Raw genomic sequence first — 21,174 nt, 5'->3', positions numbered from 1 at the left:
TAAAATATAATATAAAAGGATTTCATCTTACCTTCCTCTTTGGTAAAACGTTTTTCCTTTTAGTTAAAAAATAAAACAGCCAATGATCTGCATTTCTTTTAAGCAAATGCTACCATCCTCAGAATGAGATGTCAAGTATTTTTGCACAAAAAAATATTTTATTAAACCATTTTCCTTAAATAATTTACCTATTGCTTTTTATTGTTCATTGACAAAATTAAATATTTGTCCCATAATTAACGGAATATCACGAATTATTTGTTACAATCAATAAATCCAGGGGGAGAAGGTCACATGACAATTAAGGAAATCGCCCAGTTGGCCGGTGTTTCTATATCCACCGTATCAAAAATAGTGAACAACAAAGACAAAAACATAGGTCCTGAAACAAGAAACCGGGTTCTTAAAATTGTAAAAGACTATCATTATACTCCATACAGTACGGTTAAAAATAACCCGGAAGCAAAAACCTTTATTTTAGGCCTGCTCCTTAAATCCATGGGGAAAACCAGCCAATTGATTAACGGCATCATAACCGAAGCACAAAAAAGCGGCTACAGTATTTTAATCAATGACAGCCTGAACAGCCCGGAACATGAACTGAAAAACATCACATCCCTTTGCAAAAATCATGTGGACGGGGTCATCTGGGAACCGGTAAACGGGGACAGCCTGGATCACAGGCACTATTTCGAAGAACAGGGCATAGAAGTCTGCTGTATTAACAGCAGGAAGTATCCCCTATCCTATTCCATTAATTTTACAGGTATGGGCTATGCTGCGGCGGAAATTTTGGTTCAGCATGGCCATACAAAGCTGGGCTGCCTCACAAAACAGAACAGCCTGCGTTCTGAAATGGTTCTGGACGGGTTTAAAAAGTGTTTATTTGTTCACGGCATCCCCTACAGCAGCCCCATGGACCTTTCTATTGAGTCGGAAGACTGGTACAATGCCATATTGACCCACACCCTAACGGGAATTGTCAGCACTCATTATGCGTCCGCCCTTATCCTTCTGGAACATTTATCAAAGCTTAAGTTCCATGTTCCATCGGATTTATCCCTGATCAGCTTAAGAGATGACGCCCGTGAAAACATTGCTTTTCCAGGCATTTCCAGCCTGCGGATCCCTTACTGTGAATTCGGGGCTTTTGCCTGCAGGCGTATCATAGAAAAATGTGAGAAACGGGAAGAGGAATTTTCAGCCTTTCACGTGGACTTTCCCTTGGAAAATACCCAAAGCCTTGGCCTCCCCTTTACCTCTCAAACGAGAAAAATCGTGGTGGTGGGAAGCGTCAACATTGATGTGACCTTAAACGTGGATGAACTTCCCCAGCCCGGACGGACCGTCAGCACCAGCAGGCATTCCGTCATTCCGGGAGGAAAAGGCGCCAATCAGGCCGTAGGTGCTGCAAAACTTGGAAATGAAGTTTCTCTCATCGGCAAGGTGGGAAGCGATTACGACTCCAACATCATATACACCTGTATGGAAGAAAACCAGGTGGATGTCCAGGGGTTAAAAAGGGATGCCAACAGGGAAACAGGAAAAGCCTATATCCATGTCCAGAATGACGGCGAAAGCATGATTACCATACTGACAGGGGCCAACCAGAATTTATATCCTGAGGACATTATTGCTTATGAAAAAGTCTTTGAACATTCCGGTTACTGCCTTCTTCAGACCGAAGTCCCTGAAGCTGCTATAGAAACAGCCGCCAGGCTGGCAAAAAAATATGGTGCAAAAAACATTTTAAAGCCTGCTGCCATGAAATCCATCCGCCCTTCCCTTATGAAGCTCATTGATATATTTGTTCCCAACCACAAGGAAGCGGAGCTGTTGTGCCCGGATATTCCCGGTATAGAAGGAAAAGCCGCTGAATTTATAAGACAGGGAGCGGAAACCGTGATCATCACCCTGGGGCATTCCGGCTGCTATTTAAAAGCCCCCTCCTTTCAGGGATATCTGCCTGCCTCTCCCTTTCCACCTGTGGATACTACCGGAGCAGCAGATGCTTTTATTGCAGCACTTTCCGCATATTTATCATCAGGATATTCTATGGAAGCATCGGCCAGAATCGCCGCATATGCTGCAGGCTTTTGCGTATCCAGACAGGGGGTAATTCCCGCCCTCATTGACAGAAATTCCCTGGAAACTTATATTAACAGGGTTGAGCCGGAACTGCTGAAGGGGTGAAGACAAAACAGCTCTTCTCCTATCACAGAATACAGGATTGATCACTTTGCCAACCCAATCATTACACAAAAAAACCGGAGCCTTCAGATATCCTTCTGAAGACCCCGGCAAAAGGTTTAAAGCTGATGCTTCAGTACTTCCTCCAGCTTTTCTATCATTTCATCCACATGTTCTTTTTCGATCACCAAAGGAGGAACAAAGCGGATGACATTTGTTCCTGCGCTGATAAGCACCAGCTTTTGCTCTGACAAGGCCTGGCTCACAATGGGGGCAGCCGGCACAGAAAACTCAAGGCCCCGGATCAGCCCAATGCCTCTTTGTTCTGTTATGATTTCATACCGTTCTGCCAGAGAATTAAGCTTCTTTGCAAGATACTCTCCCATTTCCTTTACATGATCCACGATCTTTCGCTTTTCAAACAGTTCCAGCACCTTAAACGCAGCAGCCGTCACAAAAGGATTTCCGCCGTAGGTGGTACCATGATCGCCGGGAGTCATGGCTGTTGCGGCCTTTCCTGCTGCCAGAAATGCTCCCACAGGCACGCCGTTTCCCAGGGCCTTTGCAACGGTCATCACATCAGGCTTTACGCCGTATTTCTGCCAAGCAAACATGGTTCCGGTCCGCCCCATTCCGCATTGGATCTCATCAAGGATCAGCACCATGTCATGTTCATCGCAAAGGGCTCTCACACCCTTTAAAAATTCTTCACTGGCCGGATAAATGCCGCCTTCTCCCTGGACCGTTTCCATGATTATGGCGCAGGTCTTATGATTGACCAGGGCCTTTACGCTGTCCAGATCATTAAAATCAGCAAATTTAATTCCTGGAAGCAAAGGCTTAAATGGCTCCTGGTAATGGTCATTTCCCGTTACGGAAAGAGCGCCAAAACTCCTGCCGTGAAAGGAGTGGTTCATGGCGATTATTTCATGGTCATGACCCCCGTCCTTATTATAGGCGTATCTTCTGGCTATCTTTAAAGCGCCTTCCACCGCTTCTGTCCCGCTGTTGGTAAAAAACACCTTATCCATGCCGGATGCCTTTAAAATCAGCTCTCCCGCTTCTACGGCAGGGACATTGTAAAAGAGGTTTGAGGTGTGAAGAAGCTTATCCACCTGCTCCTTTAAGGCCTCATTAAATTCCGGGTCATTGTAGCCCAATCCCATCACCGCGATCCCGGCGCCGAAATCTAAGTATTCCTGTCCGTCCGTATCATAAAGATGAATGCCGTCCCCGTGGTCGAAAACAACAGGAAAACGGTTATAGGTCTTATAAATCTCAGACTCTGCTTTCTCAATATATTCCTGTTTACTTAGCATGATAAAAACGCTCCTCTCCCGGACTTATAATGGCTGTTCCGATTCCTTTATTGGTAAATATCTCTAAAAGCAGACAATGGGGAATCCGCCCGTCCATGATATGTACCCTGGATACCCCCTGTTTCATGGCGTCAATACAGTTTTGAAGCTTTGGGAGCATTCCTCCTCCCAGCATCCCGCTTTCCACAAATTCCTCCGCTTCGTCGATGGACATTTCGGAAATCAGAGATTCCTTATCCTGAAAATCCTTATAAACTCCTTCCACATCAGTCAAAAAGGCCAGTTTCTCCGCCTCCATGGCCGTGGCAATGGCGCAGGCCGCATCGTCGGCGTTAATATTATAGGTCTCAAAATCCTCGTCAAAACCCACAGGGCAGATGATTGGGAGGAAATCCTTTTCCAGTAAATCATATATGATCTGAGGGTCCACCTGGGTGATATCTCCTACAAAGCCGATGTCCTCTCCGTTTGAATAGCGCTTTTGGCACTTTAACATCATGCCGTCTTTTCCGCTGATTCCTACTGCTTTTACGCCTAATTCATTGACCATCTGCACCAGGCTTTTATTGACACGGTTTAATACCATTTCAGCAATCTCCATAGTGGGCTCATCAGTCACCCGGAGTCCATTGACAAAATGCGGCTCCATGCCTGACTTTTCCACCCACTTGCTGATTTCCTTTCCTCCTCCATGGACGATGATGGGCTTAAAGCCAACCAGCTTTAAGAGCACCACATCCTGAATAACACTCTTTTTCAGCTCCTCATCCGCCATGGCACTGCCGCCGTATTTTACCACAATGATCTTTCTGTTGAAACGCTGTATATAGGGAAGGGCCTCTATCAGCACCTCCGCTTTTTCCATAATGCTGTGATCCAGATCCATAGTAATTTCTCCTTTCCTGCCCATGTTTTCCGGGCAAATCCCACCCCGTTTTAGAGCCTGCCCCGCCTTCTCGGGCATCGGATGTACAGGTATTCCAAATTGATTTTATGAGCGGTAATCCGCATTAATCTTCACATAATCAAAGGTCAGATCACATCCCCAGGCAGTTGCAGCTGCTTCCCCCATCTTCACATCAGCAATTGCGGTCACTTCCGGCTCTGATAAGATCTTTGTGGCTTCTTCTTCGCTGTAGGGAAGAGCAACCCCGTTTTCAATGATTTTCAGTTTTCCTGCTGCGCTTTCGAAATATAAATCCACCTGTTCCGGGTCAAACATTGCCCCGGAATATCCCATGGCACAAAGGATCCGTCCCCAGTTGGCATCGTGGCCGAAAATAGCGGCCTTTGTCAGGCTGGAGGTGATGACGGATTTAGAAAGGGTCACAGCCTGTTCCTTTGTCTCCGCTCCGATGATCTTTACCTCAAACAACGCGGTACAGCCTTCCCCGTCACCTGCCATTTTCTTTGCAAGAGTTTCATTAACGAAGTTCAGGGCTTTACAGAATGCCTTATAATCCTCATTTTTTGATGTGATCTCCTCATTCCCCGCCATTCCGTTTGCAAGGAGAAGCACCGTATCATTCGTAGAGGTATCTCCATCCACGGAAATCATGTTGTAGGTGTCCTTAATGTCCTGCCTTAAAGCTTCCTGCAAAAGCTCTTTGGAAATGGCCGCATCTGTTGTAACAAAGCTTAACATGGTGCACATGTCAGGATGGATCATACCGGAACCTTTGCACATGCCGCCCATGGTAATTGTCTTTCCGCCCATCTCAAACTGGACCGCAGCTTCCTTTTTCACCGTGTCAGTAGTCATAATAGCCATGGCTGCGCCTGTTCCGCTTTCCAGGCTGCCGTCAAGAGCCGGTACAAGAGCCTTTACCCCGGCGGTAATACGGTCCATGGGAAGCTGCTTGCCGATCACTCCGGTAGATGCCACCAGTACGGAATTAACGGGAATGGAAAGGCTTTCCGCAGCCGCTTTTGCCGTTTCCTTACAATAGCGAAGCCCTTCCTCTCCTGTACAGGCATTGGCGATTCCCGCATTGATAACCACTGCCTGGGCGTAAGGGGAATTTGTTACAACATCCTTATCCCACTTTACAGGGGCCGCTTTTACAATATTGGTGGTAAAGGTTCCCGCCGCCTTGCAGGGAGCCTCACTGTAAATCATTGCCATGTCTTTTCTGTCTTTATATTTAATTCCTGCCGCCGCAGATGCCGCCTTAAATCCCTTTGCTGCCGTTACACCGCCGTCTGTCTGCTTCATATCATTCATCCTCCTTTGTTCCAATGACCGTATAGCCTGCGGTCTCCAAATGCTCCAAAGCCTTTTCGTAATTTTCCTTTTTCACGAGAATATAGTCCGTATTAAACGTAGATAGCGCGAAGATTCCGATTCCGTGATCTGCCAGTACCGTTGATATCTTCGATAAGATCCCGATGAGGGAAAAATCCAGGACCCCCTCAATGCAAAATGCCAAAAAACCGTCCTCCTGCTCTTCCACATCTTCAGGGACTGATTGGGATTCACATACCAGAGATAACTCCTGGTCTGTTTTTCCCAGAAACCAGAATCCGGATGTCATGTCAAGCTTTCCCAAATCCGCTGATCCTGATAGCTTGCATACGGAAAATTCTGCTGATATCCTCTTTAAATTCATCTCTTTCCTCCCCCTTAATCAATAAAATTTGTAATGTTAGCCCCATTTAAATCAAAATCATAATAATTCAAATCATCGCGAAAGGTCCAGCCTACTTTATTCCAGAATTCGTTGCCAACGGCATTGGATTTAAAAGCGATCAGGCTGACCTTATTGATTCCTTCTTCTTTCAGCCTTTTCATTGCTTCCAGAGCCATCTTTTGGCCTATTCCATGCTTCCGGTATCCCTCTGCCACGCACACGTGGTACATGCAGCCCCGCCGCCCGTCATGGCCGCAGAGAATGGAGCCGATGATCTTTCCATCTTCTTCTGCCACCACGCTGGTTGCCGGATTTCTATTTAAAAACATTTTTACACCTTCCCTGGAATCGTCCACAGTTCGCAGCCCAAAACCTTTAATCCCAGACCAGAGTTCATAAACCTTGTCATAATCCTTTAATGTCATCGTACGAATCATCATAATATTTTCCTTTATTTAAGCATTCATTTGTAAGCCTTACGGGAACATGGGAATCAGCTTAAGCCCCTTGTTCTCCGGCAGTCCAAACAGGATATTCATATTTTGCACCGCCTGTCCCGCTGCCCCCTTTACCAGGTTATCCATGGAGCCCATCATGACCACCCGGTTCGTCCTTGGATCGATCTTAAAGTTTACATCCACAAAATTGCTTCCTTCCACCCACTTGGTCTGGGGAACCACATCCTTTTCCAGCACCCTGACAAAATACTCATTTTCATAATACTTATCATAAACTGCCTTCACTTCCTCATAGGAAACAGATCTGGCAAGAGTTCCATAGGCAGTTATGAGAATGCCACGGTTCATTGGCACCAGATGGGGAGTAAAGCTGATGGTAACAGGACGTCCTGCCCCATATGACAGCTGTTCCTCAATTTCAGGCGTGTGGCGGTGAACGCCTACACCGTAAGCCTTGATATTCTCATTGACCTCGCAGTATAAGTTATCAACCTTGGCTCCTCTTCCTGCACCTGATGTCCCGGACTTGGCGTCAATGATGATGGTACCGGGATCAATCAGCCCTTCCTTTACTAAGGGATAAATGGATAAAGTGGAGCAGGTAGGATAACAGCCTGGATTGGCGATAAGCCTGGCATTTTTGATCTTTTCCCGGTTGATTTCCGGAAGACCATAAACCGCTTCCTTTATAAACTGGGGGGTCTTGTGCTCCATTTTATACCATTCTTCATAGATTGCCACATCCTTGATCCGGTAATCGGCGCTTAAGTCAATGACCTTTGTTTTCTTTAATATATTCTCATTCATAAGGGAAGCGCAATAACCCTGGGGCGTTGCCGTAAAAATCACATCTGCCATTTCTGCCAAGGCTTCCATATTATCATCCAGGCAGGAATCATCAACGATCTGAAACATGTTTTGATAAATAGAAGCGTATTTTTGATCCACATAGCTTTTGGATCCGTACCACAGGATCTCCACATCATCTCTCTGAAGCAAAAGCCTTGCAAGCTCGCCGCCTGCATATCCGGTTGATCCTATTATTCCAGCCTTAATCATAATCATCTCTCCTTTTATTCTTCATGAGTAATCTATTTTTATTTCTGCAGTATCCCCAGTCGTTTGCTGCCGTGTATCTGACTCTGCCGGATTCCGGCATTTTATGCATTGATGCTGTCGGCTCCTTTGAAAAAAAGAGCGTCTTTCCATATATTTCATTTACTGATAGTTCATAATTATACATCCACAACGCATAATATGCAAGTTTTTTTTATATTTTTTCATTTTACCCTTGCATTATTCAGGATTTTGGTGTATATTTATGAAAGTCCAATGAAAGAAAATCCAATTATAACTGAGGAGGATGTATAAATGAAAGAAAAAGTTATTTTAGCCTATTCCGGCGGCCTTGATACCACTGCCATTATCCCGTGGTTAAAGGAAAATTTTGATTATGATGTCGTCTGCTGCTGCATCGACTGCGGCCAGGGAAATGAATTAGACGGTTTGGAGGAAAGAGCCAAATTATCCGGCGCTTCCAAATTATATATTGAAGATCTGGTCGACGACTTCTGTGACAATTACATCGTACCATGTGTTCTGGCAAATGCAGTTTATGAAAACAAGTACTTATTAGGTACCTCCATGGCCCGTCCGGCCATTGCAAAAAGGCTGGTGGAGATCGCAAGAAAAGAAGGCGCAACCGCCATCTGCCACGGTGCTACCGGAAAGGGCAACGACCAGATCCGTTTTGAACTGGGCATCAAGGCTCTTGCCCCAGACTTAAAGATCATTGCTCCATGGCGTATGACTGACGTATGGACCATGCAGTCCCGTGAAGACGAGATCGAATACTGCAAGCAGCATGGAATTGACCTTCCCTTCTCCGCTGACAACAGCTACAGCCGTGACCGTAACTTATGGCACATCAGCCATGAAGGCCTGGAGCTGGAAGATCCGGCAAACGAGCCAAACTATGACCATTTATTAGTATTAGGCGTATCTCCTGAAAAAGCTCCTGATGAAGGGGAATACGTGACCATGGCTTTTGAAAAGGGCATTCCGACCAGCGTAAACGGCGAAAAGATGAAGGTTTCTGATATCATCACCAAGCTAAACGAACTGGGCGGCAAACACGGAATCGGCATTGTGGATATCGTGGAGAACCGTGTTGTTGGAATGAAATCCCGCGGCGTTTATGAGACTCCAGGCGGAACCATCCTCCTTGAAGCTCATCAGCAGTTAGAGGAACTGGTATTAGACCGTGCTACCATGGAAGTAAAAAAAGATATGGGCAACAAGTTTGCACAGATCGTTTACGAAGGAAAATGGTTCACTCCCCTGCGCGAGGCAGTTCAGGCTTTTGTGGAATCCACACAGAAGTATGTGACCGGAGAAGTGAAACTGAAGCTTTATAAGGGAAATATCATTAAGGCAGGAACCACCTCACCATACTCCTTATACAGCGAGTCCCTTGCTTCCTTTACAACTGGTGACTTATACGACCACCACGATGCAGACGGCTTCATCACCCTGTTCGGACTTCCCTTAAAGGTTAGGGCTATGAAGATGCAGGAAGTTGAAAAAACAAATAAATAATTAAGCAAAAAGGACGTACACAAGGGTATTTTCCCCGGTACGTCCTTTTTTATAACTGTGATAAAGGCATACTGTCATTAGTCTGCCAGCTCCTTTAAAGTATCACCGGCTATGCGGTAAACCGTCCAGTCCTCCATTGGTTCCGCTCCCATGGAACGGTAGAAATCAATGCTGGGTTTGTTCCAGTCCAGGCACCACCATTCCAGCCTTCCGCAGCCACGTTCTGCTGCAACTGCTCCCAGCTTCTTTAATAACGCCTTTCCGATTCCACAGCCTCTGTACTCCGGTTTAACATACAGATCTTCCAGATAGATTCCGGCTTTCCCTAAAAATGTGGAGAAATTATGAAAAAACAGTGCAAATCCGGCCTCCTTCCCATCAGCCAGGGCAAAAATCACCTCAGCTTTTTGCTTGTTAAAGATCCATTCTTCCAGCAGTTCTTCCGTTGCCACCACCTCATCAAGCATCTTTTCGTATTCAGCCAGTTCTTTTATGAATCTCAAGATAAGAGCCCTATCCTTTCTCTCGGCATATCTGAATGTCAATTCCATTTTCTTTCCTCCTAAACGTGTCTGCCTGTTTCATAACCCACCAGGTGCTGTCCAATAATTGGTTATTAATTTTAATATATCACTTCTCTATGTCTTTTTAAAGCAAAATTGGGGATTGAATGGGTTGCTGACCAACTTTAGATATTAAATCCTGACCGCTATATTAAGATAAAAAATGCCGCCATGCAACCTCAGGTTGCGTAAACGTTCTGAAAAGAACGCTGGAATTGGTAGAAAAAATTCTATTTTCCAGGTATCATGAATTTATCAAATGAACAGGAGAAACCATATGAGCTTTGGACAAAACTTACAGTTTTTAAGAAAAATGCATAATGGAATGACGCAGGAAGAATTGGCTGAACGAATGGGGGTAAGCAGGCAGACTATTTCCAAATGGGAGCTGGATGGTGCTTATCCTGAAATAAATAAAGCGATTGAGCTATGCCAGTTTTTTTCATGCTCCATGGATCAGCTGATCAGGGAAAATATGAATGTGAGCAACGAAGCATACTCTGATACCCGCATTGAGGATGTTCCGGCATTACGGTATATCAGATACGCAGTCATCAGCAGAGAGCCGGAAGATGATGCAATCAGGCATGTAAGGGATTGGGCTGCAGATTTGGGAATCCGGGATCCGGAAATCATAGGCTGGGACTTCCCCATAGTATCCCAGGAACAGATCAATGTGCATCATATGCACGGGTATGCCGCCGCATGTATTTTATCATCAGGCGTGGAATGCAATGACAGTCTTGCCGAAGTGATTTTACAAAAAAAGCACCGTTATGCCGTGATTACCATAAAGGAACCCATGAAATCACCTTTCCGGTTAATTCCCAATGCCTATAAAACATTGATGGCTTACATTCAGGTAAACGGACTGGAATGGAATGATAAAGACTGTCTGCCGTGTTTTGAAAAAGAATATGGAAAAGAGGGAATCCACTACATGGATGTGTATATGGCGGTTGATTGAAGAAACCTTTCAGCTCTCTTTTACAGGAATGTAAGGAAACGCCGATAACCGGATAAACCTGGTATCTATCCCAGTTCCCGGCGTTTCATGTTCATACCTAAGTTATATTTTCAGTCCCGTCTTTCACTCCTGAAACCTATTTTGTTCCTGGTAACCCTATCTTTTTTCCAGTACACGCCTGATCCGGGGCATCATCTTTTTTGTATACACATAGCCGTTTTCCATACACTTTTCCATGCATTCAAAAGTCAGAAGCCCTGCTCCTCTTGGCATAGGCGGCTTTAAGAGCAAAATCTCACCGCTGGAACGACAGTCCTTTAACTCTCTGCTCATAATGGAAAAGGAATGGAATGCAGTTTCAATGATGGAATAATCATGGGGCATCTCATATTCTTCTCCAATGTCCACTGCAATGACTCTGGTTTCCCCTGCCGAAATGAAAAGATCCACAGGAAGGTTGTTGGTCACTCCTCCATCCACCAGAAGAAAACCGTTCATCTGCCTTGGCTGGAACACGGCCGGGACCGAAGAGCTTGCCATCATAATATCACAGAGAAGTCCGCTCCGTTCCCATTTCACATGCTCCTGCCTTAATGCGGAAAGGGGAATCTCTTCCCTGAATAAGTTAGTAAAGGTGACCGTATCCCCGCTGTTTATATCCACAGCCGGAATCAGCAGCCCCCGGCAGTTTCCCTGTATCTCCATCCCATCTGTTAAATCACAGAGGAATCGCTGGAGCCTGTTTCCTTTTATGAGCCCTTTCAGCGCTGTCTCCCTGCCCAGCAGAATCTGAGGCAGAAATAAGGCAATTCCTAAAATATCGGGATCAATCAGGCTTCTGCCATGTTTGGAAAGCCACCGCACAGTTTCCCGCATATCTCCGGTGTTCATGCCTGCCGCATATAGTCCGGCAACAATGCTTCCGGCGCTGGCTCCTGCTATCCGTTGGGGAAGAAGTCCTGCTTCCTCCAGCGCCGTCAATACTCCCACATGAGCCGCGCCTCTGGTCCCGCCGCCTGCTAACGCCAGTCCGTAGTCCGCCATGAATCATTCTCCTTGATTTTCAGCCGCATTTCAGGAAAATGTATGCCCTTTCTTCTTCATTTATGCCTGGCCAGGCAAATACAAAAAAGAACAGCCTCTTTGAACCATATCCCTTTCTAAAGGAAGGCCGACCCAAAACAGCTGTTCTTTTCTTATATAATCTTATTTATAATATGCATCAATTCCGTCGGCAATCCCTTTTGCGATCTTGTCCCGGTATTCTTCGGTTGCCATCTTCTTATCTTCTTCTGCATTGCTCATGAATCCCATTTCCACGATGGTCACCGGTATATTGCACCAGTTGATGCCGCTCATGGAATCCGTTTCCTGAACCCCCCGGTTCTTAAACCCGGTCTGGCTGCAGATCCCGTTTACAACAGCTTGGGAAAGAGAGAGACTTTTACTGTATAGGTTTCCATTATAAGGATTTTTAGAGGTCTGGCACATGGTAAGCGCCCCCTGGATACTGCTGTCATTTAAGGAGTTGGCATGAACCCGGATGAATATGTCCGCTCCGCTTTTATCCGCCATCTGGGCCCGTTCTGCATTGCTGATGTTCACATCATGGGTTTCCCGGATCATATAGACCTGATACCCTCTGTTGATAAGCTCCTGCTTTAACTTTAAGGAAACTGCAAGGGTCAGCTGGTATTCCGGAATGCCGGTTGCCGTTCCCTGGGTTCCGGAAGCCACTTTTGCCTTCATTTCAGAAGCGCCAGGCCCAATGGGTTCCTTTTCGGAATTGCCCTTTGCCTGATGGCCTGCATCAATGGCAATGAGCTTGCCAGTTCCGTTTCCGGAAACAGCAGGCGCGGCAGCCGTTGTCTCCTGTACCGGCTTATCCTTTGACACGTACTGAGAGGAAATATAGCACTCCTTATCCTGGTAAATCACCCGGCTCCAGCTGTCACTGTATCCGGTTCTTTTTAAGGAAACTCCTTTTTCAAGCTTTCCTAGGATCTCTCCCTGGGCAGAAGGAGATTTTCTTAAATTCACCTGGGAGCCGGTAACGTAAACCGTCTCATCGGCTGCCGCAAAGGTCGGAGCAGTCTCCATCGTCACCGCAGCTTCATGGGAACTTGTCTCCGCCGGCTTTCCGTCGGGAGCCTCCCCGGTTTTGTCCTCTGCAATGGATACAGGGGCGGTTTCCTCCCCTTCCTCCTGGCCCAGACCACCCTGGGCTTCTTCCAGGGCAGGCACTTTTACCGTTTCATATTTCCTGGCACAGCCTGCCAGCACAAATGCACAAAGAAGGACTGAGGCCAATAACAGCCACCCATTTTGTTTTCTTAAATTCGTCACAGTATGGTTCCTCCTCCGACAACATAATCTCCATCATAAAATACCACAGCCTGTCCAGGAGTGATAGCCCGCTGGGGTTCATCAAACCTGCATTCCACCGCACCATCCTCTGCTTCCCGTATGGTGCACATGGCTCCCTTATGGCTGTAGCGGATCTTTGCAGAAACCCTCATGCTTTCTCCTTGAAGACCGGAGACAGCCATCCAGTTGATGTGATTGGCCCGCAGAGTATCAGAATACACGTCATCGCCTGTCCCGATCACCACTTCATTTGTCTCGGGCCGTATCTCCACTACGAAGACCGGTCTGCCCATGGACAGATTCAGTCCCTTTCTCTGGCCAACAGTATAATGGGTGATTCCCTTATGCCGTCCAATGACCTGACCGGAAAGGTCCACAAAGTTCCCCTCCGGCGCTTTTTCCCCTGCGTTCTCTTCAATAAATCCCGCATAATCATTATCAGGAATAAAGCAGATCTCCTGGCTGTCCGGCTTATGGGCAACCATTAAGTTGATCCTGTCCGCGATCTCACGGATCTGGTCCTTGGAATAGGCTCCCACCGGCATCAGGGTATGGGACAACTGATTCTGTGTTAAATTGTAAAGGGCATACGTCTGGTCCTTTGCCGCTGTCACGGATTTCTTTAACGCATATCTTCCATTGGGGAGCTTACCGATCTGGGCATAATGGCCTGTTGCAATATAATCTGCTCCTATATCCAGGCTGCGCTTTAAAAGTGACTCCCACTTGACATAACGGTTGCAGGCAATGCACGGATTGGGCGTGCGCCCCTTCTGGTATTCTCCTACAAAATAATCAATGACCTGGGATTTGAATTCTTCTTTAAAGTTCATGACATAGTAAGGAATCCCAAGGTCCCAGGCCACCCGCCTGGCATCGTCCACGGCACTTAACCCGCAGCAGCCTCCGTTTTCTTCCTGGGTCCCGGTATCCTCATCCTGCCATATCTGCATGGTGACGCCTATGACGTCATAGCCTTGTTCCTTAAGCAGCCACGCCGCCACAGAAGAATCCACGCCTCCCGACATTCCTACTACTACTTTCGCTTTACTCATAGACTCACATTTCCACTTTCCAGCCCACGCTTTTTGGGCATGAAGGTATACCCGCAAGGGTGTTTCCACTTTCCAGCCCACGCTTTTTGGGCATAAAGGTATACCCGCAAGGGTGTTTCCATTCTTTCTTCCGGGTAAGCAAAAGCCCGGAATTCTAATATTCTTCTACCACTTCTTCCTCGCCGATATCAGACTTTGGTTTCTTCAAGCCATCAATCTCGATTCCGTTTTTCTTTGCATAGTCCCACAGAGCAGCGTGGATGGCTTCCTCTGCCAGAAGTGAACAGTGCACCTTTACAGGCGGTAATCCGTCAAGTGCCTCACAGACAGCCTGATTGGTCACAGCCATTGCCTCCTGAACGGACTTTCCCTTTACCATCTCGGTAGCCATGCTGCTGGTTGCAACTGCGGCTCCGCAGCCAAAGGTTTTAAATTTCACATCACGGATGATCTGATTTTCATCTATATCCAGATAAATTCTCATAATATCGCCGCACTTGGCATTTCCTACGGTACCCATACCGCTGGGGTTATCAATTTCCCCCACATTTCTTGGATGCTCAAAATGATCCATTACTTTTTCTGTATACATAATCTATTTTCTCCATTTCTAGGTAATACTCCCACTTTGTTGCCGGCCGCCGTCAGCGGTGCTTCGGATTATTTCCTCTGATGCTTGATATAATCCTCATAAAGCGGGGACATGCTGCGCAGTTTTTCCACGATTTCTTTAATGGATTCCACAACATAGTCCATCTCTTCCTTTGTATTTTCTTCATCTAAAGTCAGACGAAGAGATCCATGAGCGATCTCATGAGGCAGTCCAATGGCAAGAAGCACATGGGATGGATCCAGGGAGCCTGAAGTACAGGCAGAACCGCTGGAGCCGCAGATGCCCTTCATATCCAGCATGATGAGCAGAGATTCTCCCTCAATGAACTGGAACGCAAAATTCGCATTGTTGGACAGCCTGTTTTTCCTGTGCCCGTTAATTCTTGTATAAGGAACCTCCGCCATGACCCGGTCCATGAGATAATTACGAAGCTCACATTCCTTTTTCGCTCTCTCTTCCATGCCTGCCACCGCAAGCTCCACAGCCTTTCCAAAGCCTACGATTCCCGGCACATTCTCCGTACCGGCACGGCGTTTTCTTTCCTGTCCGCCTCCGTGAATGAAGGAACGGGATTTGATGCCGCTTCTGATATAGAGGAAGCCAATGCCCTTGGGACCGTTGATCTTATGGCCGCTGGCACTGAGCATATCGATATGATAATCATCCACATTGATGGGCACATGGCCAAATGACTGGACCGCATCCGTGTGGAACAGTATTCCGTGTTCTTTTGCTATTTCTCCGATTTCCCTGACCGGTTCTATGGTTCCTATTTCATTATTGGCAAACATGATGGAAATGAGGATGGTATCAGGACGGATGGCTTTTTTAAGCTCTTCCAGTTTTATGACCCCATTTTCATCCACATTTAAATAGGTCACCTCAAAGCCCTGCTTCTCCAAATACTCACAGGTGTGAAGCACAGCGTGGTGTTCGATTTTGCTGGTGATAATGTGTTTTCCTTTTGAAGCATAAGCCTCCGCAGTTGCAATCAGTGCCCAGTTGTCGGCTTCTGAACCGCCTGCTGTAAAATAGATCTCGTTGGTCTTGGCGCCCAGAGCGTTTGCAATGGTCTCTCTGGCTCCTGCCACGGCCTTCTTTGAGATGCCGGAAAACTCGTATACGGAGGAGGGATTTCCATAATACTCCGTAAAATAAGGCAGCATGGCTTCCACGACCTCTGGCCGGGTTTTGGTAGTCGCTGCATTGTCAAGATAAATCAGCTGTTTCATATTGTTAGTTCCGCCTTTCTGTAGTCCTAAAGTTAAAAGCTTCATCTACAATTATTATTATACACACATTTCCTAGAATTTCAATAGGAATGATTCTCATTATGAATATGTCATGAAGAAGAAGCCCATTCCATATATTATAATAATTCTCTTTTTCAGGAGATTCCATGAATGACTCTCTGAAATTTCCCCAAAAACTTTCGCCAAGAAAATATGCGCTTCTCACCGGTACCCTTCTATTGACTTCTGCCGGACTGGTTACCCGGCTCCTGGGCTTTGTTTACCGGATTTTTCTCTCACGGACCATTGGCGCAGAAGGACTTGGAATCTTTAACTTGATCCATCCGGTGTTCGGCATCTGCTTTGCCCTGTGCGCCGGTTCTATTCAGACCGCAATATCCCAGTCCGTGGCAGCTAATGTGAGAAAAGGCCGTTCCATTTTCCGAACCGGCCTCGTTATATCAGTGGCAATTTCCATAATCCTGGCATATGCCATCATTCGGTTTAAGGACTTCCTGGCAGCCAATGTCCTGATGGAACCCCGCTGCGCTCCCCTTCTTCTCTTTCTCGCAGTATCCGTTCCCTGTTCGGCCATTCACGCCTGCATCAATGGATATTATTATGGTATGCAGCGGCCCCATGTCCCGGCATTTGCCCAGGTGATCGAACAGACAATAAGAATCGGAGCCGTATTCCTCATTGCAGATATCATGATCGAATCCGGGATCAAAATCACCGTCCAGCTTGCAGTCATGGGCCATCTCATAGGGGAAATTGCTTCATCTCTTTTTACTGTTATGGCATACCGTTTCTTTTCGCCCAAAATGCCCCCAGGCATTACATTGGTTTCTTCTTCCTTTCGGGATACCGCTCCCGGGCTTATGCAACTGGCCCTGCCTCTTATGGGGAACCGCCTGGTTTTAAACATCCTTGCAAGCGCGGAAGCCATTTTAATTCCAAGCAGACTGCAGATGTCCGGACTTTCCGATTCAGCAGCATTTTCCGTATACGGCGTATTAACAGGAATGGCCCTGCCCTTTATTCTGTTCCCTTCCACCATATTTAATTCCCTGGCAGTGCTTTTACTTCCAACGGTGGCCGAGGCCCAGTCAGAGGGAAATGAGCGGAGGATCGGAGATGCCATTTCCATGTCACTGCGTTACTGTCTGTACGTAGGAATCCTCTGCATCGGCATATTCACCCTGTTCGGAGATGACTTAGGCGTCAGCGTATTTAAGGACAATACTGCCGGAACCTATATGACCATTTTGGCCTGGCTTTGCCCCTTCATCTATCTGGTAACCACCATGGGAAGCATTTTAAACGGCCTTGGAAAAACCTCAGTCACATTTATCCAGAATGCCATCGCTTTGCTGATCCGTCTGGGATTTGTCCTTTTTGGGATCCCCAGGTTCGGGATCTTAGCCTATTTGGTGGGAACCCTGGCCAGCGAGCTGCTTCTGGCCATGATGCATGTGCTGACCCTTCGGAAGAAGGTGGACTTTGTTTGGAACGCATGGGATATGATCGTAAAACCGGCAGCTCTCATGGTGCTCGCCATTGGGATTTACTTTGCGGTATTTTCCCTGGCAGATCCGTTCCAGGGGATGTCTTTATTCATAAAAACGGCTTTCCATATCGCTATATTAAGCATATTCTATCTGGTGCTTCTTCTTGGCGCCCATATCATGAAAGGAGAGAAAACCGGGGATCACTGAATTATTTCCGACAGGTGAATTTTTATGGTCTACATAATGAAAGTAAAAAACGGACTGTTGTAAGTCCGTTTTTTATAAATCCTCTTTTAGTCGATTCCAACCATTACAGAAGTGGCTTTAATGATGGCATATGCATCCTTTCCCACTTCCAGCTTTAAGTCCTTTACCGCTGCCATGGAAACCGTAGCAGAAACGATGTTGCCTCCGCCGATGTCAATGGTTACGATAGCGTTTACCGCGCCAGTTTCAATTCCTATAACTTTTCCTTTAAACTGGTTTCTTGCGCTGAGCTTCATCTGATATGTCTCCTCTCATCCAAACCTGCCTTTAGAAACACCCTTTTGGCATACCTTTACGCCCGATGCCCGATAAAGCGGGCGGCCCCTGCCAAAAAGGCACGGACAGGAAAGTGGAAATATCTAGCAGTAATTATGGATTATAAACCGGAAGATTATACTGCTTTTTATAAATTTATTGTAAACATTTCCTTTTTCATTGTCAACCAATTCCTGGAAATACAAAAAACTATAATAAAAGCAGGAGATCTTCCTTTGGGAACCGGATAAATGAAGGAATGTTCTGAACGGCTCCTTCTTCAAAATCAATTTTATCCTGAATCCACCAGATCTTTATAGAGGTCTTATCATTTATGTTCCTCAGCAGGTACTGCCTTTGAAAGGGAGTATCGGCAAACCCGGCCAATTCAATGCCCATGGCATTTTCCTCTTCCGGTCCTAAGGCAGGGATCAGGTTATGTCCCCGGATTCCTACATACCGGACAGAGTCTCCGATTTTCTCCTCTGTCTTAAGCCTGATCTTCCAGTCGCAGGCAAAAAGCTCATAATCACTGATTTTTTCTATGGAGGAAATATTCTTGCAGCCGGTCAGCTTTGCTGCCTCCATTCTTTCCGGCCTTCGGAAAATGTCCTTTGTACAGCCTTTTAATATAGTATTTCCCTCTGAAAGGAGGATCATGCGGTCACAAAATTTATAGATCTCATCTCTGGAATGGGATACCATAAGCACATCACCGGTATAGTCCCTGATCACTTCCAGCATCTCCATCTGAAGCGTGTCCTTTAGAAAGCCATCCAATGCGGAAAACGGCTCATCCAGCATGATGATGTCAGGACTGTACAAAAGCATGCGGGCAAGCGCCACTCTCTGCTGCTGGCCCCCTGAAAGCTGGGAAGGATACCTTTTTTCCAGCCCTTCCAGCTGAAAACGCCTTAACTGTTCCGCAACAAGGGGCAGCTTATCCTTTTTCTTTCCCGGAATCACAATCTTTAAGTTTTCTTCTACGGTCATGGTAGGAAACAGGGCATAATTTTGAAACAGGTAGCCCACACGGCGTTCCCTTGCAGGCAGATTGATCCCCTTTTCCGAATCAAAGAGCACTTTTCCGTTTAAAACGATCCGGCCCTGATCCGGCTTTTCGATTCCTGCCACGCATTTTAAGGTCATGGTCTTTCCGCAGCCGGAGGCTCCCAAAATCCCCATGCAGCCGCCCTCGGCCTCAAATTCCACTTTTAATTCAAATCCTGAAAACTTTTTTCGTATGTTTACCTGTAATGCCATATCAAATCCACCTGTTCACATGTTTCATATTTTTTCCGGATATATAATTGATAACCGCAACTATAAAAAATGACAAAATAACGATGACGCATACCCAGAACCCGGCCGTATCCCAGTTTCCTGCCGCCACCTCGGAAGCGATTGCAACGGAAACCGTTCTGGTCTTTCCTAAAATATTTCCTGCCAGCATGGTGGTGGCTCCATATTCCCCGATGGCTCTTGCAAAAGCCAGCACGGTTCCCGAAGCCAGTCCAGGCGCCGATATGGGAACGATGATCTTCCAGAAAATCTTCCCTTCCGACATCCCCAGAGTTCTTCCCGCATGGATCATGTCAACATCCACCTGCTCAAAGGCCGCCCTTGCATTCCGGTACATTAAAGGAAAAGCGATAACAAAGGCAGCTATGACACACCCAGGCCATGTCTGCACCATCTTTATATTAAATTCCTCAAAAAGGAATTTACCGAAGGGCCTGCGGAGGCTGAAGATCAAGAGAAGAAAGAATCCGGCCACAGTGGGCGGGAGGACCAAGGGCAGGGTCAATATCCCATCCACAATGGATTTTGCCGTATTATTCAGCCTCATGATCAGCCTTGCGGCGGCTATCCCCAGAAAAAAGGTCAGCACAGTTGCCAGAATCCCCGTTTTAAGGGAAATAAAAAGGGGACTCCAATCTATTGTTTTCATAAGATCCAGCATAGATTTTCACCCCCTTTTATGTGTATGATTTATTTTGCAGGTTTTGCAAATCCGGCATCCGTAAACATCTTCATAACGCCTTCATCGCTAACCAGATACTCTTTAAAGTCAGCTGCTGCCTTTGCCTGTTCCTCTGATGCCTCCTTGTCAATGATTAAGCCTACCGGATAAACAGCAGGATCGATCATGGTCTGATCTGCTTCTGCGATAATTTCAACCTTGTCTGCCATGGAAGCTGCATCGGTTGCGTAAACAACGCCTACTTCATTGCTTCCTTCTGCAACAGCTGTTAAAACAGCGGTAACATTGGCGCCTTCATTGATTTCCATTTTCATAACCTGATCAAGATTTCCTAAGTTGGTGAACAGTTTTCTTGCATACTGGCCTACAGGTACATCCTCTCCTGCAAGAGCAAGGCTTGATGCTTTTGTGATATTGTCAAAACCGGTTACCTCAGTTTTTCCGCCTGTTGGCTTGATCAGAACGATCTTATTTTCAAGCAGATCGGTAACGGAACCTTCTACTACATATCCGCCTTCCTTTAACGCATCCATCTGCTTGGTTGCTGCAGAGAAGAACACATCGCACTGAGCGCCCTCTTCGATCTGTTTCTGAAGGGTTCCGGAGCTGTCTGCATTATAAATAATATTAACATTTGGATGATCTTTTTCATAGGTTTCTTTGATCTTTTCCATTGTGTTTTTTAAGCTGGCGGCAATAAACACGTAAAGGTCCACGTTCTCTGCCTTTGCTTCAGCCGTAGTCGTTTCCGCTGCTGCCGTAGTTTCCTCTGCCTTGCTGGTCTCCTCTTTCGCAGTTGTCGCCTGCGTTGCAGCGGTTGAACCGCCTGAGCCGCACCCCACAACCGCACCGGCAGCAAACATTGCCGCCATCATAACCGCAAGTAATTTCTTTCCTCGTTTCATAATACTTCCTCCTGGTTTCCATTTGAACAACAATCTATATTGTTATTCATTTTAATTGGGTTTTATTCGGTTTTGTTCCGTTTGGTAATTCCCAATTCATTTTAGATGATATTTAATCGAATGTCAATGCCAATCTATCTTTATAATAACATCGGACTTTAAGCTTTTAGCCTCCATATGACAGACAGCTCTTAAAGCCTTTCATTGACAATGGATTAAAATATGCTATAACTATTTATAAATGATAAAAACCACAGGAA

General features: G+C 46.2%; 20 protein-coding genes. 4 read left to right on the top strand and 16 right to left on the bottom strand.

Translation table 11 applies throughout. From position 1 onward, the window contains the following. The first annotated feature begins 294 nt into the window (after positions 1-294). On the top strand, positions 295-2,193 hold the full coding sequence (locus tag K401_RS0115980) for a PfkB family carbohydrate kinase (protein ID WP_024293885.1): 1,899 nt from the start codon (positions 295-297) through the stop codon (positions 2,191-2,193). A gap of 116 nt (positions 2,194-2,309) precedes the next feature. Here the strand turns inward: K401_RS0115980 and K401_RS0115975 are convergent, their stop codons facing one another. The 6 genes from K401_RS0115975 to argC all read right to left on the bottom strand — a co-directional run bounded on the left by K401_RS0115975 (position 2,310) and on the right by argC (position 7,656). Continuing rightward, positions 2,310-3,509 (bottom strand): aspartate aminotransferase family protein, encoded by a 1,200-nt coding sequence (locus tag K401_RS0115975; RefSeq protein ID WP_024293884.1) that lies wholly within the window; start codon positions 3,507-3,509, stop codon positions 2,310-2,312. Further along, positions 3,499-4,395, bottom strand: a complete 897-nt coding sequence (gene argB, locus K401_RS0115970) for an acetylglutamate kinase (RefSeq protein WP_024293883.1) — start codon at positions 4,393-4,395, stop codon at positions 3,499-3,501. The genes K401_RS0115975 and argB overlap by 11 nt, the downstream gene beginning before the upstream one ends. 105 nt (positions 4,396-4,500) lie before the next feature. Beyond that, a complete protein-coding gene (gene argJ, locus K401_RS0115965; RefSeq protein WP_029694925.1) occupies positions 4,501-5,724 on the bottom strand; it encodes a bifunctional glutamate N-acetyltransferase/amino-acid acetyltransferase ArgJ in 1,224 nt (407 codons plus the stop codon). Between the two features lies 1 nt (position 5,725). Beyond that, on the bottom strand, positions 5,726-6,118 hold the full coding sequence (locus K401_RS0115960) for an ACT domain-containing protein (RefSeq protein WP_024293881.1): 393 nt from the start codon (positions 6,116-6,118) through the stop codon (positions 5,726-5,728). A 14-nt stretch (positions 6,119-6,132) separates the two neighbouring features. Next, positions 6,133-6,576 (bottom strand): GNAT family N-acetyltransferase, encoded by a 444-nt coding sequence (locus tag K401_RS0115955; RefSeq protein WP_024293880.1) that lies wholly within the window; start codon positions 6,574-6,576, stop codon positions 6,133-6,135. 39 nt (positions 6,577-6,615) lie between these two features. Next, positions 6,616-7,656 carry an N-acetyl-gamma-glutamyl-phosphate reductase gene (gene argC, locus K401_RS0115950; RefSeq protein ID WP_024293879.1) on the bottom strand — a complete coding sequence of 347 codons (1,041 nt, stop codon included), beginning with the start codon at positions 7,654-7,656 and terminating at the stop codon, positions 6,616-6,618. A gap of 312 nt (positions 7,657-7,968) precedes the next feature. Here argC and K401_RS0115940 point away from each other — a divergent pair, with 312 nt between their 5' ends. Further along, positions 7,969-9,195, top strand: a complete 1,227-nt coding sequence (locus K401_RS0115940) for an argininosuccinate synthase (protein ID WP_024293878.1) — start codon at positions 7,969-7,971, stop codon at positions 9,193-9,195. A gap of 77 nt (positions 9,196-9,272) precedes the next feature. On the opposite strand, the gene K401_RS0115935 is transcribed toward K401_RS0115940, so the two are convergent. Then, positions 9,273-9,746, bottom strand: coding sequence for a GNAT family N-acetyltransferase (locus K401_RS0115935; protein ID WP_029700843.1), 474 nt, complete (start codon positions 9,744-9,746; stop codon positions 9,273-9,275). Positions 9,747-10,035: 289 nt separating this feature from the next. On the opposite strand from K401_RS0115935, the gene K401_RS0115930 reads away from it, so the two are divergent. Continuing rightward, positions 10,036-10,725 carry a helix-turn-helix transcriptional regulator gene (locus K401_RS0115930; RefSeq protein ID WP_024293876.1) on the top strand — a complete coding sequence of 230 codons (690 nt, stop codon included), beginning with the start codon at positions 10,036-10,038 and terminating at the stop codon, positions 10,723-10,725. A 156-nt stretch (positions 10,726-10,881) separates the two neighbouring features. On the opposite strand, the gene K401_RS0115925 is transcribed toward K401_RS0115930, so the two are convergent. The 5 genes from K401_RS0115925 to nifS all read right to left on the bottom strand — a co-directional run bounded on the left by K401_RS0115925 (position 10,882) and on the right by nifS (position 15,992). After that, positions 10,882-11,769: a patatin-like phospholipase family protein gene (locus K401_RS0115925; protein ID WP_024293875.1), complete on the bottom strand. Its 888-nt coding sequence runs from the start codon at positions 11,767-11,769 to the stop codon at positions 10,882-10,884. A 162-nt stretch (positions 11,770-11,931) separates the two neighbouring features. Then, positions 11,932-13,071, bottom strand: coding sequence for an N-acetylmuramoyl-L-alanine amidase family protein (locus tag K401_RS0115920; RefSeq protein WP_024293874.1), 1,140 nt, complete (start codon positions 13,069-13,071; stop codon positions 11,932-11,934). Then, positions 13,068-14,147 carry a tRNA 2-thiouridine(34) synthase MnmA gene (mnmA, locus tag K401_RS0115915; RefSeq protein WP_024293873.1) on the bottom strand — a complete coding sequence of 360 codons (1,080 nt, stop codon included), beginning with the start codon at positions 14,145-14,147 and terminating at the stop codon, positions 13,068-13,070. The genes K401_RS0115920 and mnmA overlap by 4 nt, the downstream gene beginning before the upstream one ends. Positions 14,148-14,301: 154 nt before the next feature. Then, the gene (nifU, locus tag K401_RS0115910) at positions 14,302-14,739 is read right to left on the bottom strand and encodes a Fe-S cluster assembly scaffold protein NifU (RefSeq protein ID WP_024293872.1); all 438 of its coding nucleotides are present in this window, start codon (positions 14,737-14,739) and stop codon (positions 14,302-14,304) included. A gap of 68 nt (positions 14,740-14,807) precedes the next feature. Beyond that, positions 14,808-15,992 carry a cysteine desulfurase NifS gene (gene nifS / locus K401_RS0115905; protein WP_024293871.1) on the bottom strand — a complete coding sequence of 395 codons (1,185 nt, stop codon included), beginning with the start codon at positions 15,990-15,992 and terminating at the stop codon, positions 14,808-14,810. A 167-nt stretch (positions 15,993-16,159) separates the two neighbouring features. On the opposite strand from nifS, the gene K401_RS0115895 reads away from it, so the two are divergent. Beyond that, positions 16,160-17,710: a putative polysaccharide biosynthesis protein gene (locus K401_RS0115895; protein ID WP_024293870.1), complete on the top strand. Its 1,551-nt coding sequence runs from the start codon at positions 16,160-16,162 to the stop codon at positions 17,708-17,710. Between the two features lie 86 nt (positions 17,711-17,796). Here the strand turns inward: K401_RS0115895 and K401_RS0115890 are convergent, their stop codons facing one another. The 4 genes from K401_RS0115890 to modA form a co-directional block, all read right to left on the bottom strand. Next, entirely contained in the window at positions 17,797-18,006 is a 210-nt protein-coding gene (locus tag K401_RS0115890; RefSeq protein WP_024293869.1) for a TOBE domain-containing protein, read from the bottom strand. Positions 18,007-18,235: 229 nt separating this feature from the next. Beyond that, positions 18,236-19,288, bottom strand: a complete 1,053-nt coding sequence (locus tag K401_RS0115880) for a sulfate/molybdate ABC transporter ATP-binding protein (protein WP_024293867.1) — start codon at positions 19,286-19,288, stop codon at positions 18,236-18,238. Between the two features lies 1 nt (position 19,289). Next, entirely contained in the window at positions 19,290-19,988 is a 699-nt protein-coding gene (gene modB, locus K401_RS0115875; RefSeq protein WP_024293866.1) for a molybdate ABC transporter permease subunit, read from the bottom strand. 29 nt (positions 19,989-20,017) lie between these two features. After that, a complete protein-coding gene (gene modA / locus K401_RS0115870) occupies positions 20,018-20,914 on the bottom strand; it encodes a molybdate ABC transporter substrate-binding protein (protein WP_024293865.1) in 897 nt (298 codons plus the stop codon). Positions 20,915-21,174: the final 260 nt, after the last annotated feature.

Origin of the sequence: Lacrimispora indolis DSM 755, assembly GCF_000526995.1 — a bacterium.
Taxonomy (GTDB): domain Bacteria; phylum Bacillota; class Clostridia; order Lachnospirales; family Lachnospiraceae; genus Lacrimispora; species Lacrimispora indolis.
This window is presented reverse-complemented; position numbering and strand designations above follow the sequence as displayed.

Bases quoted from the DNA above. Each gene is read 5' to 3' on its own strand.
- K401_RS0115980 (WP_024293885.1), top strand. From the start codon at position 295: ATGACAATTAAGGAAATCGCCCAGTTGGCCGGTGTTTCTATATCCACC.
- K401_RS0115975 (WP_024293884.1), bottom strand. From the start codon at position 3,509: ATGCTAAGTAAACAGGAATATATTGAGAAAGCAGAGTCTGAGATTTAT.
- argB (WP_024293883.1), bottom strand. From the start codon at position 4,395: ATGGATCTGGATCACAGCATTATGGAAAAAGCGGAGGTGCTGATAGAG.
- argJ (WP_029694925.1), bottom strand. From the start codon at position 5,724: ATGAAGCAGACAGACGGCGGTGTAACGGCAGCAAAGGGATTTAAGGCG.
- K401_RS0115960 (WP_024293881.1), bottom strand. From the start codon at position 6,118: ATGAATTTAAAGAGGATATCAGCAGAATTTTCCGTATGCAAGCTATCA.
- K401_RS0115955 (WP_024293880.1), bottom strand. From the start codon at position 6,576: ATGATTCGTACGATGACATTAAAGGATTATGACAAGGTTTATGAACTC.
- argC (WP_024293879.1), bottom strand. From the start codon at position 7,656: ATGATTAAGGCTGGAATAATAGGATCAACCGGATATGCAGGCGGCGAG.
- K401_RS0115940 (WP_024293878.1), top strand. From the start codon at position 7,969: ATGAAAGAAAAAGTTATTTTAGCCTATTCCGGCGGCCTTGATACCACT.
- K401_RS0115935 (WP_029700843.1), bottom strand. From the start codon at position 9,746: ATGGAATTGACATTCAGATATGCCGAGAGAAAGGATAGGGCTCTTATC.
- K401_RS0115930 (WP_024293876.1), top strand. From the start codon at position 10,036: ATGAGCTTTGGACAAAACTTACAGTTTTTAAGAAAAATGCATAATGGA.
- K401_RS0115925 (WP_024293875.1), bottom strand. From the start codon at position 11,769: ATGGCGGACTACGGACTGGCGTTAGCAGGCGGCGGGACCAGAGGCGCG.
- mnmA (WP_024293873.1), bottom strand. From the start codon at position 14,147: ATGAGTAAAGCGAAAGTAGTAGTAGGAATGTCGGGAGGCGTGGATTCT.
- nifU (WP_024293872.1), bottom strand. From the start codon at position 14,739: ATGTATACAGAAAAAGTAATGGATCATTTTGAGCATCCAAGAAATGTG.
- nifS (WP_024293871.1), bottom strand. From the start codon at position 15,992: ATGAAACAGCTGATTTATCTTGACAATGCAGCGACTACCAAAACCCGG.
- K401_RS0115895 (WP_024293870.1), top strand. From the start codon at position 16,160: ATGAATGACTCTCTGAAATTTCCCCAAAAACTTTCGCCAAGAAAATAT.
- K401_RS0115890 (WP_024293869.1), bottom strand. From the start codon at position 18,006: ATGAAGCTCAGCGCAAGAAACCAGTTTAAAGGAAAAGTTATAGGAATT.
- K401_RS0115880 (WP_024293867.1), bottom strand. From the start codon at position 19,288: ATGGCATTACAGGTAAACATACGAAAAAAGTTTTCAGGATTTGAATTA.
- modB (WP_024293866.1), bottom strand. From the start codon at position 19,988: ATGCTGGATCTTATGAAAACAATAGATTGGAGTCCCCTTTTTATTTCC.
- modA (WP_024293865.1), bottom strand. From the start codon at position 20,914: ATGAAACGAGGAAAGAAATTACTTGCGGTTATGATGGCGGCAATGTTT.